This is a genomic window from Colwellia sp. KS18-150 (assembly GCF_057551365.1).
In genome coordinates, this window is record NZ_BAAJMC010000011.1 from 48,026 (window position 1) to 64,804 (window position 16,779).

Consider the following 16,779-nt stretch of genomic DNA (forward strand, 5'->3'; position numbering starts at 1 on the left):
TGCTTTTATTTTTTATAGCAAAATAAACTTTAAGGTAATTGAAAAATGGCTAAAGAAAAATTTGAACGTACGAAACCACATGTAAACGTTGGTACAATCGGACACGTTGATCACGGTAAAACAACATTAACAGCCGCTATCTCTGCGGTATTAACTAAAGTTCACGGTGGTGAAGTTAAAGATTTTTCACAAATCGATAATGCACCAGAAGAGCGTGATCGTGGTATTACAATCAACACTTCTCACATTGAGTATGATACAGCTTCACGTCACTACGCACACGTAGATTGTCCAGGCCATGCTGATTACATCAAAAACATGATCACTGGTGCTGCTCAAATGGATGGCGCTATCTTAGTAGTTGCTGCTACAGATGGTCCAATGCCACAAACACGTGAGCACATCTTATTGTCTCGCCAAGTTGGTGTTCCATTCATTATCGTTTTCATGAACAAATGTGACATGGTTGACGATGAAGAATTACTAGAATTAGTAGAAATGGAAGTTCGTGAACTTCTTAGCGAATATGAATTCCCAGGTGATGATTTACCAATCATCCAAGGCTCAGCATTAGGCGCACTTAACGGTGAAGCTCAATGGGAAGAGAAAGTAATTGAATTAGCAGACGCATTAGATTCATACATTCCAGAGCCAGAGCGTGCAATCGACGGTGCATTCATCATGCCTATCGAAGATGTATTCTCAATTTCAGGTCGTGGTACAGTTGTAACAGGTCGTGTAGAGCGCGGTATCATCAAAGTTGGTGAAGAAGTAGAAGTTGTTGGTATCCGTGATACTCAAAAATCAACTTGTACAGGTGTTGAAATGTTCCGTAAGCTTCTTGACGAAGGTCGTGCTGGTGAGAACTGTGGTGTTCTTCTACGTGGTCTTAAGCGTGAAGACGTAGAGCGTGGTCAAGTACTATGTGCTCCAGGTTCAATTTCTCCTCACACTAAGTTTGAGTCAGAAGTATATGTACTAAGTAAAGATGAAGGTGGTCGTCATACTCCATTCTTCAAAGGATACCGTCCACAGTTTTACTTCCGTACAACAGATATCACAGGTGCTGTAGAGCTTCCTGAAGGTGTTGAAATGGTAATGCCAGGCGACAACTTAAAGTTTGTTGTTGAGCTTATCAACCCAGTAGCGATGGACGAAGGTTTACGCTTCGCGATTCGTGAAGGTGGTCGTACTGTAGGTGCTGGTGTTGTATCTAAAATTATCGACTAATTGATGAATAGTTTGCGCTAGAGTTTGTGTCAGCTTCATTGGAAGTACTCATTGACTAACGTCAACTCCATGCTTCCGCTTTGCTGACCCTGCATCTAGCATCAAATTAGTCTATCAATAGATAAATAAAAGCCGCGTTCTTGAAAAAGAAGCGGCTTTTTTGTAGGCGGGAATTTATTCGCGCATGTAACAATATATTTGTATTAATTCATAAATTTGAATTCATATATTTAATAAAGCTTGTGGTTATTTATGTCTTGGCAACCAACACTCCCTTGGAAAAGTGCTCAAAAACGTGCGGAAATATTGTCTAAAATTAGACAGTTCTTTGCTGCTCGAAATGTTATTGAAGTTGAAACACCTGCTTTATCACTTGGTACAGTAACTGATGTTCATTTAGATGGACTTAGTTGTCGATATAACTTTTTGGCGGATTCTAATACTAGTCAAGCTGTCGAACTGTATTTACAAACCTCGCCCGAATTTCATATGAAGCGTTTATTAGCTTCAGGCTATGGTTGTATTTATCAGATAGCAAAAGCTTTTCGACATGAAGAGGCGGGGAGGTATCACAACCCTGAGTTTACTATGCTTGAATGGTATCGATTAGGTTTTGATCATTTTGATTTGATGAAAGAAGTTGAAGAGTTGTTAATCTTGGTATTGGATTGCTCAAAACCCATCCAAATCAGCTATCAGAATATTTTTCTGCAACAGCTTAAACTCGATCCACTGACAGCAACCAAGAAAGAGCTTTTAGCGGTTATCAGTAATCACGATAAAAAGAGTGATTGGCTGGAATCTGAAGATGATACTGATATTTTATTACAATTTATATTTAGTGAGATCATAGAAACTAAAATTGGCATTAATGAGCCATGTTTTGTTTATAATTTTCCAAAATCACAAGCGTCATTAGCAAAAAACTGTCAAAAGGATGCACGAGTCGCCCATCGATTTGAGTGTTATTATCGTGGTATTGAACTGGTGAACGGCTTTAATGAGCTGACTGATGTAAATATACAAATTAAACGTTTTCAGGAAGATAATTTAAAAAGAATTGCTTTAGGTTTGCCTGAAAAAATGATGGATGAAAATTTTTTAGGAGCATTAAGTTCAGGACTTCCCGAATGCTCAGGTGTTGCTTTAGGAATAGATCGTCTAGTGATGCTAGCGCTTAATGTGAGCCATATAGATAATGTTATTAGTTTTCCTATCGAAAGGGCGTAAACTTGAAAATTTATATCACTTTTACTAATGTTATATTGTATCAATTGTGATATTATCTCAGTCAGTATTTGACCGTAAGTTAAAAACTAATCTCCTTATCGTTTCACTTGAAAGAATATTAAAACACCATGCTCGATAGAATAGGTATTACAGCAACATCACTCTGTGCATTACATTGTATTTTGCTACCCATCTTGTTACCTATTTTACCCCTAATGGGTCTTAGCTTTTTAGCCGATCACACATGGGAACATATCTTTTTAATGATGACCGCTGTGCTCGGAACTGTCGCACTATTTTCAGGCTTTAAACGATACCATAAGCGCCTATACCCGTTTTATTTACTTTACTTAGGTGTTGCGCTTTATTGGATTAAACATGACTTTTCACAAGCTGTAGAAATGTATTTTATTATTGGTGGGGCTAGTTTGATTATTGCTGCTCATTTTATCAATATTAAGTTATGTAATAGCTGCAAGCAGTGTGATGAAGAGGCATGTAGCTCATAGTAAAATGTGCTTTTAGCCATTGCTATATTAAAGCAGGAGCTCTTCAGTAAGAGTGATACCTGCTCATCCTAGTTTACACGATACTAATTTATATCTAATTCTTTTAATTTTCTTGTTAAAGTGTTTCTACCCCAACCAAGTCGTTTGGCTGCATCTTGTTTGTGTCCCTGAGTAAATAGTAATGCCCGTTCAAGCATAATTTTCTCGAACTCCGGCATGGCAGTATCTAAAATTGCACTATTGCCCATGGCTAATTGTTGGTCCATCCAATCACTTAATGCTGCTTGCCATGACGATGATTGTGGTGACAATTGCGCTGTTTTCTCGGTTAGTTCACTTGGTAAATCTTCAAGCAGTATTTCTTGTCCACTTGCCATTACAGTAAGAAATCTACAGATATTTTCTAACTGACGGACATTACCAGGCCATTGGCATTGTTGTAAAAAGGTAGCAGCTTTCTTGCTTAATGTTTTAGGCTCAACACTTAATTCATTTGCGGCTTGTTTGAGAAAATGTTCACTTAATTGAATAATATCTTCTTTACGTTCTCGCAAGCTGGGAAGTTGAATCCGAATAACATTAAGACGATGAAATAGATCTTCTCTAAACTCACCATTCTTAACTCTATCTTCTAGGTTTTGATGGGTAGCTGCGATAATACGGACATCAACTTGCACTGGTGAATGACCACCGACACGATAGAATTGACCATCAGATAACACACGCAACAAGCGTGTTTGGATCTCTAAAGGCATATCCCCAATCTCATCAAGAAACAGAGTGCCATTGTGAGCTTGTTCAAAGCGCCCTTGACGAACTGAATTAGCACCAGTAAAAGCCCCTTTCTCGTGACCAAATAACTCAGATTCAATCAAGTCTTTAGGGATAGCAGCCATATTGAGTGGAATGAAAGGAGCGTTACTGCGTGGACTATGAGAATGTAGGGCATGAGCAACTAACTCTTTACCTGTACCCGACTCTCCGTTAATTAGTACACTGATACTAGAACGAGACAAGCGGCCGATAGCTCGAAATACTTCTTGCATTGCAGGAGCTTCGCCGATGAGTCCGGCTGTTAGAGGAGCGCTATCAGTTTGCTGATTTTTAGCATTTTGTTCACGAGCATGTGTTAGTGCACGTTTGGTTAAGTTAACAGCTTCGTCCATATCAAAAGGTTTAGGTAGGTACTCGAAAGCGCCACCTTGATAAGCATTAACGGCACTATCTAAGTCAGAGTGCGCTGTCATGATAATAACTGGAATATGTGGGTGTGCTTTACTAATTGAATTGAGTAGTGACATGCCATCGATATCGGGCATCCTAATATCTGAGATAATGACTTCAGGTTGATCGTGATCTAGTGCAATTAATATATTTTGGGCACTTTCAAATGACGCACTGGTGATGTTGGCGCTTGAAAATGCTTTTTCTAACACCCAACGGATTGAGCTATCGTCATCAACTATCCATACTTGTTCAGTGATCATTAGTAATTCTCTTGAGTAAAATCAAATAATAAATTGTTTATATAAATTAGTGTGTTTAAGATTGTAGCTTCATTGTTTTTGATTGAGAGGCAACAACATTATAAATTCAGTGTGTCCAGGTCGGCTATGGCACGACAGTTTACCATGATGTTGATTCACCAATGTTTGTGCGATTGATAAACCAAGTCCAGTCCCGTTGGAGCGACCAGAAACCATAGGATAAAAAAGCGTATCTTGTATTTTATTAGGAATACCAGGTCCATTATCAATAATACTGATTTGAGCAGCCAACCGTATCCTTTGACCATTGATTGTTTTATTACTCGCAATACGTGTTTTTAACGTAATACTATTATCTGCGCCAATTGCTTGAATGGCATTATTAACAATATTTAAAACAGCTTGCTGTATTTTTTCGTGATCACATTCTATATTCGGGATGGAAGGATCATAGTCCCGTAGTAAGGTAATATTTTGCTCGTTAGAGTAACTCACTACTTGGTGTACTTTTTCAAGTACAGAATGAATATTATGCTCTTGAATTTGAGGTAATTGATTAGGGCCAAGTAAACGGTCGACTAGATTGGTTAGCCTATCTGCTTGTTCAATAATCATCGCGGTATATTCTTGCTGCTCGCTATTAAGTTCTTTATTTAACAGTTGTGCAGCACCTCGTAATCCACCTAATGGATTTTTAATTTCATGAGCTAAACCTTTAATTAAATCTCGAGCGGCAATCCATTGCTGTTGCTGAAATACTTCTGAGCTAATTTGTTTTTGCTGGTCTATTTGTTTGAACTCTAATAAGACATGAGGACTACGCTCAAACTCAACGGCAGAAGCTGTTATTTCTGCGGTAAAGCGATGACTTTCGCTGAATTCTATGACAATGTCACTGTCAGTAAATTCTTGGCCTGTTGAGAGTAGTTGTTTTAATCGTGCTTCATTGATCGAGGTATTGGAAAAAACGACATGAAAAGGACAGCCATACAGTTTATTCATACTTTTAATAAGTAGTGCTTCCGCTGCGGGATTTAAATAACATATATTCAACTTATCATCTAAGATCAGCACTGCAGTCACCAGTTGATTAGCCAATGTCTGTTGATATCTTAATTTAAGTTCTTGAGTATCTTCTCTGCTGTGCAACATAAAGCATCATACCTAAATAACTATCGCACTAATATGGTGCTACTGTTGATAGTATATTTGAAAAAAGATTTATCTGCAGCCAAAACGCCACTAAATAGCATGATTTAGTTAGTTTACTGAGGCTCTATGCATATAAAAGGTAATAGCCTTAGACAATGCAATTACCTTGCCTTTTTCATTGAGCAATTGCATTTTTATTTGATGTTCTCCACGGTCAATATTTCTAAGGGAAAACATGGTGTGGGTTTGCGCTTCTAAGTGAGGTTTATCATCCAATATAAGTTGGATTTTAAGTCCTCTTCTAAAAATTGGTTTGATGCTTCCGCTGATATAAACAGAGCCGGTGTTATCTCGAATAGTGGCATTGTCTTTGGGGTGGTTGATAACGACTTGGTAATCATCAGCGATCTTTTTCGTTTCTATATCTAAAACTTGAGTATCTAGGGTAGTAGAGGACTTAATGACATTACCGGGTTTAGTTTTTACCTCTTCTGCACCAGGTCTAGGCGTATCAGAATAAACTAGCTCACCTTTCTCGTTACGCCATACATATATCTTTGCTGTACTTGCGTTCACAGGAGTGGCAATTGATAGTGTTAACAATGTCAGCAATAAAGTTTTAATCATAGTCAATTAAGTATATCTCGTTCCTTTAGATACATCAAAGTGCGAACATAGGTAACTATAATCTATACAAAAAAGTACAGGTTTACCACTGAAAACTGTTTTTCTTTTGTTATTAATTTTAGTCACAAAAAAAGCTCACCGAAGTGAGCTTTTTATTTAATATAGTTACTGCGAATTAAACGCTGTAGTACATATCAAATTCTACTGGGTGAGTAGTTGAGTTTAATAATTCAACTTCTTCACGCTTAAGACCAATGTATGCATCGATCATATCGATATCCATAACACCACCGGCAGTTAAGAATTCGTTATCAGCTTCTAAAGAATCAAGCGCTTCTTCAAAAGAAGAACACACTTGAGGAATCGCTGCTGCTTCTTCTGCAGGAAGGTCGTATAAATCTTTATCCATTGCATCACCAGGGTGAATCTTGTTTTTGATTCCGTCTAGGCCAGCCATTAACATCGCAGTAAATGCTAAGTAAGGGTTTGCTGAAGGATCAGGGAAACGTACTTCGATACGTGTTGCTTTTGGCGTTGGTACAATTGGAATACGAATTGATGCGCTACGGTTACGTGCAGAATATGCAAGCATAACAGGTGCTTCGAAACCAGGAACAAGACGTTTGTATGAGTTAGTTGAAGCGTTAGTGAAAGCGTTTAATGCTTTAGCATGCTTGATGATACCACCGATATAGTAAAGTGCAGTTTCAGATAAACCACCATACTTATCACCAGAGAACAAGTTAACACCATCTTTAGCAAGTGATTGGTGAACGTGCATACCAGTACCGTTATCACCAACTAATGGCTTAGGCATGAAAGTCGCTGTTTTACCGTAAGCGTGTGCTACGTTATGAACAACATACTTGTAGATTTGAACTTCATCAGCTTTTTTAACCATGGTATTAAAGCGACAAGCAATTTCGTTTTGGCCACAAGTAGCAACTTCATGATGATGCGCTTCAACAACTAAGCCCATTTCTTCCATGACTAAACACATAGCTGAACGTAAATCTTGCGAAGAATCTACTGGAGATACTGGGAAGTAACCACCTTTAACACCAGGACGATGTCCCATGTTGCCTTCTTCATATTCAGTACCTGAATTCCAAACGGCTTCTTTATCATCAATCTTGTAGAAAGAACCGGCCATATCTGTGTGGAAACGTACGTCGTCAAAAACGAAGAACTCTGGCTCTGGACCAATTAATACAGTGTCAGCAATACCAGTCGAGCGCATGTACTCTTCAGCACGGTTAGCAACAGAACGAGGGTCACGGCTATAACCTTGCATAGTTGCAGGCTCAACAATGTCACAACGAAGGTTTAAAGTAACAGCTTCTGTGAACGGGTCTAATACTGCAGTAGAAGAGTCTGGCATTAAAACCATGTCAGATTCATTGATGCCTTTCCAGCCTTCAATAGATGAGCCATCAAACATTTTTCCATCTTCGAAGAAATCTTCGTCAATTTGGTGATGTGGAATTGAAACGTGTTGCTCTTTACCTTTTGAATCAGTAAAACGAAGATCAACAAATTTGACATCGTGTTCTTTAATTAAATCGAATACAGCTTGTGACATTTTTTATCTCCAGGGAGGTTTGTTGTAAAATTACTGTTAGTAAACACCAAGGTTGCAGTAAATAGAAGCCATCTTTATGCCAATAATAAAGCATTGATTTGCATGTGTTTAATATATGATAAAAAATACAATGCACTTTAATGGTGCGCTCTATGTTTATTGTGGTGCGTAAATTGTAAAACTGCTATCAACTATATCGTATTCTTTCTCTTTTGCCTGTAAAATTTTGCTTTATCTTTTGAATATTTGCAACTGCTTAATAATGCATCTGAGTTTAACTAAAAATAGCTAATAAAAAGATAAATGTTATCTTTTGAGGCTAATCTACTGTATAATTCGCGCCCAATTATAGCCTTAGTTATTTATATACTACTTTTTATTAGGTTTTTATATAAATGATAGTAACAGCGAGTAAAAGCCTGTGTTAGATAAATTACGTAACGTTGCAATTATTGCTCACGTTGACCACGGAAAAACCACCCTTGTAGATAAATTACTTGAGCAATCAGGCACCTTAGATGCTCGTGTAGGTCATGACGAACGAGTAATGGACTCGAATGATATCGAAAAAGAACGTGGTATCACAATTTTAGCGAAAAACACCGCTGTTAACTGGAACGATTACCGTGTAAATATCGTTGATACTCCAGGGCATGCCGATTTTGGTGGTGAAGTTGAGCGTGTAATGTCAATGGTTGACTCTGTGCTTTTGATTGTAGATGCACAAGAAGGGCCTATGCCGCAAACGCGTTTTGTTACACAGAAAGCTTTTGCTCAAGGTTTAAAGCCTATTTTGGTTATTAACAAAATTGATAAGCCGGGTTCTCGTCCTGATTGGGTTATGGATCAAGTATTTGAACTATTTGATAACCTTGGTGCTACTGATGAACAACTAGATTTTAAAGTAGTATATGCATCAGCAATTAATGGTTGGGCATCTCTAGAAGAGGGTGAAGTTGGCTCAGATATGACGCCTTTATTTGATACTATCGTTAATGAAGTACCTTCGCCTGATGCAGATCCTGAGGGCTCATTTCAAATGCAAATTTCGCAGCTTGATTACAGCTCATACCTTGGTGTAATTGGTGTTGGCCGAATTACTCGTGGTAGTGTTAAGCCTAATCAACAAGTGACTGTTAAATGTGCAGCAGGTAATATTCACAATGGTAAAGTAGGTAAGGTATTCGGCTATTTAGGCCTTGATCGTCACGAAACCGATATTGCTCATGCAGGTGATATTATCGCTATTACTGGTTTAGGTGAGTTGAAAATATCTGACACTATCTGTTGTCCTAATGAAGTAGAAAGTTTACCAGCATTATCTATCGACGAGCCAACGATTAACATGACGTTCCAAGTAAACACTTCACCATTTTGTGGTAAAGAAGGTAAGTTTGTAACTTCACGTAATATTAAAGACAGATTAGATAAAGAGTTAGTTCATAACGTAGCTTTACGTGTTGAGCAACTCGATGATCCAGATAAATTTAAAGTATCTGGTCGTGGTGAGCTACATCTTGGTATTTTAATTGAAAATATGCGCCGCGAAGGTTTTGAGCTTGCTGTTTCTCGCCCAGAAGTTATTGAGCGTGAAGTGAATGGTGTATTAGAAGAACCATACGAAACAGTAACGATTGATGTTGAAGAACAACATCAAGGCTCTATCATGGAGAAGATGGGTGTTCGTAAAGCAGAATTAACTGATATGGCACCTGATGGAACAGGTCGTATTCGTATGGACTTCATTATGCCTAGTCGTGGTTTAATTGGTTTCCAAACAGAATTCATGACGTTAACTTCTGGCTCAGGTTTGATTTATCATACTTTCTTCGAATATGGTCCTCATAAAGGTGGTGACATTGGTCAGCGCTTAAATGGTGTAATGATCGCTAATGCTACAGGTAAAGCATTAACCAATGCTTTATTTAACTTACAATCACGTGGTCGTATGATGATTGGTCACGGTGTTGAAATTTATGAAGGCCAAGTTATTGGTATTCATAGTCGCGATAATGACTTAACCGTTAACGCTCTTAAAGGCAAACAGTTAACTAACGTTCGTTCTTCTGGTACTGATGAAGCACAAGTATTAACACCAGAAATTAAAATGACATTAGAGCAAGCGCTAGAGTTTATTGATAACGATGAGTTGGTTGAAGTAACACCAGAGAATATTCGTATCCGTAAAAAATTCTTGAAAGAAAGCGATAGAAAGCGTGAAGGTCGTGCTGCTAAATAGCTTATACTAAGTAAAGTTAGTCTTAAAAAAACCACTTATTTATAAGTGGTTTTTTGTTATATAGGTATAATTAAACCGCTTGATACAAGACAAGGAAACTGGGTATTCGCGATCTGAAAGCAAGATTGCATAAACACAGTTTTTTTCTTACACGTTAATAAATCTGATCTCGGCTGAACACATGTTTCTCTATTAATCATTTTTACTAGCATTGCCTTCCAAGTCACGCTACCACCACCCCATAAGGTATCGCCTTCAATCAATGTTTACCTATAAATAGCGGATATAAAAAAAGAGCCAAAGAGGCTCTTTTTAATCAATACTTGTGATAAAGCTATTACTTAATGAATAGCATCTCTGCGTATTTAGGTAGTGGCCATAATTCGTCAGCAACTAGCAATTCAAGCGCATCACCGTGTTCACGAGCTTCAGCCATTAATGGACAAATAACGTCAGCACTAAAGCGTAAGTGAGCTTCAGTATTATCGAAGTCTTCTTGAGCAATTTCAGCATCAATTTTCGCAACTGCAGCGATTAAACCGTTTGCATGCTCAGCGATTTCTTTAGCGATAGTTGCGTCGAAATCAACACCTAAGTCAGCAACTGAAGCTGCAGCGTGAGTTATTTCAGAAAGGTAAGAAATTGCAGCAGGGTAGATCTTAGTTTTAGCAATATCACTCACTAATTTAGCTTCTACTTCAATCGCTAAGTTGTATTGCTCAGCGTAAACTTCGTAGCGGCTTTCTAATTCAACGGCTGATAAAACGCCAGTTCTTTCGAATAAACCAACGATGTTTTCTGACATGAAATGCGGTAAAGCATCAGCAGTTGTTGGAATATTTAATAAACCACGTTCTTCAACAGCGGCTGTGTGCCATTCTGAAGAGTAACCGTCACCACCAAATACAGCGTTACCGTGCTCTTCCATTAACTCTTTTAATACCGAGATAACAGCAGCAGTTTGGTCTTGAGATTTTAATGCCGCTTCTAATTTTTCAGCAATCCAGTTTAATGAATCAGCAAGCATAGTGTTCATTGCTACTAATGGACCAGAAACTGATTGTGAAGAGCCTACTGCGCGGAACTCAAAACGGTTACCTGTAAACGCAAACGGAGATGTACGGTTACGATCGCCTGGATCACGGTCAAAGTTAAGGATTTGGTCAAGACCAAGATCCATTTCGCCGCCATCAGTCGAACCTGTTAGTTTACCTGCTTTGATATCGTTAAATACTTGCTCAAGTTGGTCACCTAAGTAAACAGACATGATTGCTGGTGGAGCTTCATTAGCACCTAGACGGTGATCGTTAGAAGCGGTAGCAATTACTGCACGTAGTAATGGACCGTATTTATGCACGCCACGAATTACTGCGCCACAGAATAATAAGAATTCTAGGTTAGAGTGAGGTGTTTTACCTGGATCTAATAGGTTACCTTGTGTGCTGTTACCAACAGACCAGTTAACGTGTTTACCTGAACCGTTTACACCAGCAAATGGTTTTTCATGTAATAAACATAAGAAGCCGTGCTCTTTAGCCGTTTGCTTCATTGTTGTCATTAGTAATTGCTGCTGATCTGCACCAACGTTCGCTGCGCCGTAATAAGGGGCAATTTCAAATTGTCCTGGAGCAACTTCGTTATGGTGAGTTTTAGCTGGAATACCTAATTTGTATAGCTTGTCTTCAAAGGCTTGCATGAACACTTGAACACGTGCTGGAATAGCGCCGAAGTAGTGATCATCAAATTGTTGACCTTTAGCTGGTGCAGCACCAAATACAGTACGACCCGCTAATAATAAATCAGGACGGCTATTAGCAAAGTTTTCATCAACTAAAAAGTACTCTTGCTCAGGTCCACAGCTTGAGTTCAATGTTGCGATTTCTTCTTCGCCCATTAATGAAAGTACTTTTTGTGCTGCATCGTTCATTGCGGCGTTAGAGCGCAATAAAGGAATTTTCTTATCTAGCGCTTCACCAGTCCAAGACATGAAAACACTTGGAATCATTAATGTTGCGCCATTCGCTGTTGTTTGAATATATACAGGGCTTGTTGGATCCCATGCAGTATAGCCACGTGCAGCGTTAGTCATACGCAAGCTACCATTTGGGAATGAAGAGCCATCTGGTTCACCCTTAATTAAAAGCGTACCGGTAAACTCATTGATAGCGCTGCCATCTGAATTAGTGATGATAAATGCATCGTGTTTTTCAGCTGTTGCGTTGGTCATTGGGTAGAAAACGTGAGAGAAAAACTTAGCGCCTTTTGATAAAGCCCATTCTTTCATTGCTGCAGCAACAATATCAGCAGTAGCAGCATCTAAAGCTTCACCTGATTCGATAGTTTTTTTAATGGCTTTAAAGGCTTTTTTAGATAAAGCATCTTCCATTTTTTGCAAATTAAAAACATCGCTTGCCCAAATATTCTTCAAGGGGTCAGTCATTTCGCACGATATTGGTGCACGGTTGGTGATTTGATCAATCGCTTGAAGGCGGGTTTGGTTTCCACTCATTTTAGGCTCCTAGGCTTATATATTAAAGGTTGTAAAGGTTTAGGCTCTATTAATTCTTAATGAAAACCTTCACTTTAATTTTTTCAAATTTACTAAAAGCGTTAGATAAGCAATATGTATACCATATGTCTGTTGTTAATCAGCCCCGCTTAGTCAGCGTAGCAACCATTCCTGAGCAGTTATAAAATAAAATTATCGCCTGATCCTGTTGATAGAGCATATTTGCCATTCATATCAGGAATTTAAGTTGTTGATTGTTTAAATACACTCTTTAACTCAAACAATATGGGAAAATAGAGTTATTGTGAGGTAAGGTCTCAACAGGGCATGTGAAAAGGAGATGGGTACTGCTTGGCGTGATTAAAGCACTTTCTCATTTTAATGGCAGGAGAATAAAATCTAACCTCGAAAGAGCAAGAGTGTATTTAATGTAGATTATTAATTGATTCTAACAAGCGCCTATATCTCAATAAAAATTTTTCAATTCATGTTTTATTGATAAGTAGATGTTTTATTTTAACTAAATTTAAAAGTTAATAAATTGTTACTTTTTCTTTAACTAAATACCGAGCAAAGATGAAAAATACTGCTAAGCTTAATTCATAGGTCAGGTTTTATAGACCTTTTATTTCACTTTATCTTTAGCAAAAGGAGTTGCAGTATGTCCCCCGCCCAACAAAAAAAATTGCAAGAACTCAGTGTTATTTTTAGCCAAGGCAAAGCTAGCCCTAAGCAAATTCAACAGTTATCTGAGCTATTAGCGCAAATTAATCGCGTTCATGAACAGTTACCTAATCATGAAAATTGTGTTGCTGAGCCTAGATGAGTTCAATGATAGCTTTTAAAAGTAGCGGCATCTAAAATTGACCATAAATGGAATATACCAGCAATAATGGCTGGTATAACTAACCACCACAAAGCATAGCCACCAACACACACAATGGCGAAAATAATAGCAGCGCCTAAGCGACCTTGAACTAGTTGTCCTAATCCAGGAAAAAAAACATTACAAATTGCTGCGATAACATTTCCTGTAGAGCCTGTGCCTGACATTGAATTCTCCATAAATGCGGTATGAATAAACCTAGTAAATATATAGTCGCTATCATAGTATAATCATATCCATAGATAAATTGATGAATTGTTAGCAAATATGAGCTACCTTCAAACATTATACCGAGCGGTTAGACATTCTTTACCTTGGCGTCATTACCTGTCGTTTTTTCATTTTCTGAAAAATAGAGTCAAACAAGAGCAACTACAGGTTGTTGCTGGTTACCTTTCGTATGTTAGTTTAATGTCGTTAGTGCCGTTAATGGTTGTTGCTTTATCGGTAGCAACTGCTTTTCCTATTTTTGCTGATATTCATCAAAGTGTTGAGCAATTTGTTTATGATAATTTTGTACCGACTGCCAGCGATGTGGTTCAGCAATATTTATCTGCTTTTGTAGATAATGCTTCAAAAATGTCAGCTGTAGCCATTTCTTTTTTATTCGTAGCAGCTTTGTTGCTAATTTCAGCCATAGATAAGACCTTTAATAATATTTGGCAAGTGACTAAAAAGCGACGTGTTATTACATCGTTTTCAATGTATTGGATGATCCTAACATTAGGGCCTATTTTGGTTGGCGGTAGCATAGCAATAACCTCTTATATAGTCTCATTAGTGACATTAGGTGTAGAGGACAGTTTTGGCTTGACCAGTATGTTTTTTAGGTTACTGCCGATCCTTTCTTCGCTCGCTGCATTTATGCTTTTATATATGTTAGTCCCTAATAGAAATGTACCATTTAAGTTTGCCTTGTCAGGGGCATTATTTGCGGCAATTTTCTTTGAATTAGCGAAGAAAGTTTTTGCGGCTTACTTAACTGCTTTCCCTTCTTATCAAGCTATTTATGGGGCTTTGGCTATTGTACCTATTTTATTTTTATGGGTTTATTTATCATGGATTATAGTGCTCGGCGGAGCCTTAATAACTGTTTCATTACAAGAATATGAGTTAGAGAGCGAAGAAGTATGATAGCGTTAATTCAACGGGTTACTAGCGCTAGTGTTAGCGTTAATCAAACTGTCATAGGAGAGATATCACAAGGGATTTTAGTATTCTTGGCAGTACAACCAGATGACAGTGAAGCAAAAGCAAAGCGGCTTGCTGAACGTGTTGCAGGTTACCGCATCTTTAATGATGAAAATGATAAAATGAACCTCAATGTTAAGCAAGTTGACGGTGAAATATTAGTGGTTTCACAATTTACGCTGGCGGCTGATACTTCAAGTGGCATGCGACCCAGTTTTACTTCAGCGGCCAAGCCTGAATTCAGTGATAAGCTCTATCAATATTTTTGTCAGCAATTACGCCAACAAGGCTTCAAAGTACCCACGGGTGAATTTGCTGCTGATATGCAAGTGCAACTCCTTAACGATGGTCCTGTTACATTTACACTAACCATATAATTTATCTTATTGAAAGCGCGTATTGCTCATTACTTCATTACCTTGTAGCCAAAACTTACGCCACTGTAAAAATAACCGTCTAGGTAAGTAAGTATTATTGTTGCGCTTGAGTAGCTTGTTAATTTGCCAATGTTTAGGGATCAGTTGGATGACTATATTTAAATAGTTTGGGATATGGAAATAATAAATATCATGCCCCCCTTGTAGTTGCTGTAATACAGTTAAACATAAATTAACGTCGTCATCACTAGCGTCTGGTAGGTTTATTGATAAGCAACTGTTGTGATCAATGGTGTCAATTAAATCAGTCAGTTGATTATTAACTTGTGCCATGTTTTGTTGCTGGCTTTGATAAATATCACAAATTAACCAACAAGGATTGGTATCTTTTGCTAATGAAAACCAAGTCTCCTCTTTGTTATTCAGTATTTCTATTGTCGCGTTTTCGGGGTTAAAGTAACGCTTGAAGCAGCTAATAACAGTTTCACTTTGTTCTATGCTGCGCATGTTTATGTCACTTGAAAGATGACAAAGAAATCGGTCAAGATTGCCACCACCTAAGCCGAGCTCAATAATGTTTACAGGGCGAAAAAATAACAGTGGTAAAAGTAGCGCGGTTTGATGCGGAAGGGTAAGCTGCCAAGGTTTACGTTTATGCATAACACTTTGAATAACAGGATCAGCATTGCGATTAGTGAAAGCTAACCAACGAAAGTGTTCATTTTCGCTGACAGAAATGGCTTCGTCACCTTGACTTAAATACTGTAACTTTCCTTGTGCAATATGTTTTGTTAATTGCATAATTCTCGATTAATTAATGATTAGGTTAAATGGCTATTAATAAGGATAGACAATGAATACTTTGCGAGCCCCAAATAATGCTGAAGAATTTGCTCAATACTATCAGTTGCGCTGGCAAATATTAAGAGCGCCATGGCAGCAAGCGCTAGGAAGTGAGCAAGATGAATTCGAGCAGCAGAGTATTCATCGTATGATTATTAATGATTTAGGTAAGCCTTTGGCAATTGGTCGTTTAGAGCAATCATTATCGAATCAAGGTCAAATTCGCTATATGGCTGTGTGTGAATCTGCACAAGGGCAAGGATTAGGACAGCAGATTATTGCAGAGTTAGAGTTACAAGCAAGTAAACTAGGGCTAACAGAACTAGTACTTAATGCTCGAGAGGATGCTGTTAAATTTTATTTAAATCAAGGTTATCAAAAGCATGAAATATCTCATATCTTATTTGATGATATAACGCATTATCGGATGAGCAAGACATTATCTCCGCCGAAGTCGCACCAGCAAGTTAAATCTAAAGCACTTCAAACTATCTGGCATGATACTATCCCAATGAGCAAAGCGATGGGATTAACCATTAGTTATTTTGATGGTAATGAACTCATTACCAATTGTGATGATGCATTTAATAAAAACCTTCATAACACTATGTTTGCAGGTAGTATTTATACGTTAGCAACATTAACGGGATGGGGCTGGGTATATCTCGCATTACAAGAGCATAAACAAGGGGTAGAAGGTGATATCGTTTTAGCACAAGCAAATATTCAATATCATGCGCCAATTAAAGGGGTCGTCTATGCAAAAGTAATCGACTCTAATGTTTCAGGTAGTTTTGAGCGCTTATCATTAGGAAAAAGTGCCCGTATTGAATTAATTGCTCATGTATATTGTGGTGATAATATTGCAGCTACCTTCACCGCTAATTATGCGGTGTTACCTAAAGCATCATAAAGAG

The 16,779-nt window shown here is 38.0% G+C and carries 16 protein-coding genes; 9 read left to right on the plus strand and 7 right to left on the minus strand.

Annotated features, from left to right (window positions below):
* The first annotated feature begins 45 nt into the window (after nucleotides 1-45).
* The 3 genes from tuf to AC27IF_RS13520 all read left to right on the plus strand — a co-directional run bounded on the left by tuf (nucleotide 46) and on the right by AC27IF_RS13520 (nucleotide 2,969).
* On the plus strand, nucleotides 46-1,230 hold the full coding sequence (gene tuf, locus AC27IF_RS13510) for an elongation factor Tu (protein ID WP_487054853.1): 1,185 nt from the start codon (nucleotides 46-48) through the stop codon (nucleotides 1,228-1,230).
* A gap of 252 nt (nucleotides 1,231-1,482) precedes the next feature.
* Nucleotides 1,483-2,460: an elongation factor P--(R)-beta-lysine ligase gene (gene epmA / locus AC27IF_RS13515; protein ID WP_487054862.1), complete on the plus strand. Its 978-nt coding sequence runs from the start codon at nucleotides 1,483-1,485 to the stop codon at nucleotides 2,458-2,460.
* 128 nt (nucleotides 2,461-2,588) lie between these two features.
* The gene (locus AC27IF_RS13520; protein WP_487054863.1) at nucleotides 2,589-2,969 is read left to right on the plus strand and encodes a MerC domain-containing protein; all 381 of its coding nucleotides are present in this window, start codon (nucleotides 2,589-2,591) and stop codon (nucleotides 2,967-2,969) included.
* A gap of 83 nt (nucleotides 2,970-3,052) precedes the next feature.
* Here the strand turns inward: AC27IF_RS13520 and glnG are convergent, their stop codons facing one another.
* The 4 genes from glnG to glnA form a co-directional block, all read right to left on the minus strand.
* Complete coding sequence (gene glnG / locus AC27IF_RS13525) at nucleotides 3,053-4,456, minus strand: nitrogen regulation protein NR(I) (RefSeq protein WP_487054864.1); 1,404 nt, start codon at nucleotides 4,454-4,456, stop codon at nucleotides 3,053-3,055.
* Nucleotides 4,457-4,525: 69 nt separating this feature from the next.
* Nucleotides 4,526-5,608: a nitrogen regulation protein NR(II) gene (gene glnL / locus AC27IF_RS13530; RefSeq protein ID WP_487054865.1), complete on the minus strand. Its 1,083-nt coding sequence runs from the start codon at nucleotides 5,606-5,608 to the stop codon at nucleotides 4,526-4,528.
* Between the two features lie 108 nt (nucleotides 5,609-5,716).
* Entirely contained in the window at nucleotides 5,717-6,235 is a 519-nt protein-coding gene (locus AC27IF_RS13535) for a DUF4124 domain-containing protein (RefSeq protein ID WP_487054906.1), read from the minus strand.
* A 175-nt stretch (nucleotides 6,236-6,410) separates the two neighbouring features.
* Complete coding sequence (gene glnA / locus AC27IF_RS13540) at nucleotides 6,411-7,817, minus strand: glutamate--ammonia ligase (protein WP_487054866.1); 1,407 nt, start codon at nucleotides 7,815-7,817, stop codon at nucleotides 6,411-6,413.
* Between the two features lie 421 nt (nucleotides 7,818-8,238).
* On the opposite strand from glnA, the gene typA reads away from it, so the two are divergent.
* Entirely contained in the window at nucleotides 8,239-10,056 is a 1,818-nt protein-coding gene (typA, locus tag AC27IF_RS13545) for a translational GTPase TypA (RefSeq protein WP_487054867.1), read from the plus strand.
* Nucleotides 10,057-10,393: 337 nt separating this feature from the next.
* Here typA and AC27IF_RS13550 read toward each other — a convergent pair whose 3' ends face one another.
* A complete protein-coding gene (locus AC27IF_RS13550; protein ID WP_487054868.1) occupies nucleotides 10,394-12,565 on the minus strand; it encodes a glutamine synthetase III family protein in 2,172 nt (723 codons plus the stop codon).
* A gap of 59 nt (nucleotides 12,566-12,624) precedes the next feature.
* On the opposite strand from AC27IF_RS13550, the gene AC27IF_RS13555 reads away from it, so the two are divergent.
* Nucleotides 12,625-12,750: a hypothetical protein gene (locus AC27IF_RS13555; protein WP_487054869.1), complete on the plus strand. Its 126-nt coding sequence runs from the start codon at nucleotides 12,625-12,627 to the stop codon at nucleotides 12,748-12,750.
* Nucleotides 12,751-13,226: 476 nt separating this feature from the next.
* Nucleotides 13,227-13,391: a hypothetical protein gene (locus tag AC27IF_RS13560; RefSeq protein WP_487054870.1), complete on the plus strand. Its 165-nt coding sequence runs from the start codon at nucleotides 13,227-13,229 to the stop codon at nucleotides 13,389-13,391.
* 2 nt (nucleotides 13,392-13,393) lie between these two features.
* Here the strand turns inward: AC27IF_RS13560 and AC27IF_RS13565 are convergent, their stop codons facing one another.
* Nucleotides 13,394-13,618, minus strand: coding sequence for a hypothetical protein (locus AC27IF_RS13565; RefSeq protein ID WP_487054871.1), 225 nt, complete (start codon nucleotides 13,616-13,618; stop codon nucleotides 13,394-13,396).
* A 100-nt stretch (nucleotides 13,619-13,718) separates the two neighbouring features.
* Between AC27IF_RS13565 and AC27IF_RS13570 the strand changes: the two genes are divergently transcribed.
* Together AC27IF_RS13570 and dtd are read left to right on the plus strand one after the other, a co-directional pair.
* Nucleotides 13,719-14,585 carry a virulence factor BrkB family protein gene (locus AC27IF_RS13570; RefSeq protein WP_487054872.1) on the plus strand — a complete coding sequence of 289 codons (867 nt, stop codon included), beginning with the start codon at nucleotides 13,719-13,721 and terminating at the stop codon, nucleotides 14,583-14,585.
* A complete protein-coding gene (dtd, locus tag AC27IF_RS13575) occupies nucleotides 14,582-15,019 on the plus strand; it encodes a D-aminoacyl-tRNA deacylase (protein ID WP_487054873.1) in 438 nt (145 codons plus the stop codon). The genes AC27IF_RS13570 and dtd overlap by 4 nt, the downstream gene beginning before the upstream one ends.
* A gap of 6 nt (nucleotides 15,020-15,025) precedes the next feature.
* Here dtd and AC27IF_RS13580 read toward each other — a convergent pair whose 3' ends face one another.
* Complete coding sequence (locus AC27IF_RS13580) at nucleotides 15,026-15,820, minus strand: class I SAM-dependent methyltransferase (protein ID WP_487054874.1); 795 nt, start codon at nucleotides 15,818-15,820, stop codon at nucleotides 15,026-15,028.
* A gap of 52 nt (nucleotides 15,821-15,872) precedes the next feature.
* On the opposite strand from AC27IF_RS13580, the gene AC27IF_RS13585 reads away from it, so the two are divergent.
* Nucleotides 15,873-16,775, plus strand: coding sequence for a bifunctional GNAT family N-acetyltransferase/hotdog fold thioesterase (locus AC27IF_RS13585; RefSeq protein WP_487054875.1), 903 nt, complete (start codon nucleotides 15,873-15,875; stop codon nucleotides 16,773-16,775).
* Nucleotides 16,776-16,779: the final 4 nt, after the last annotated feature.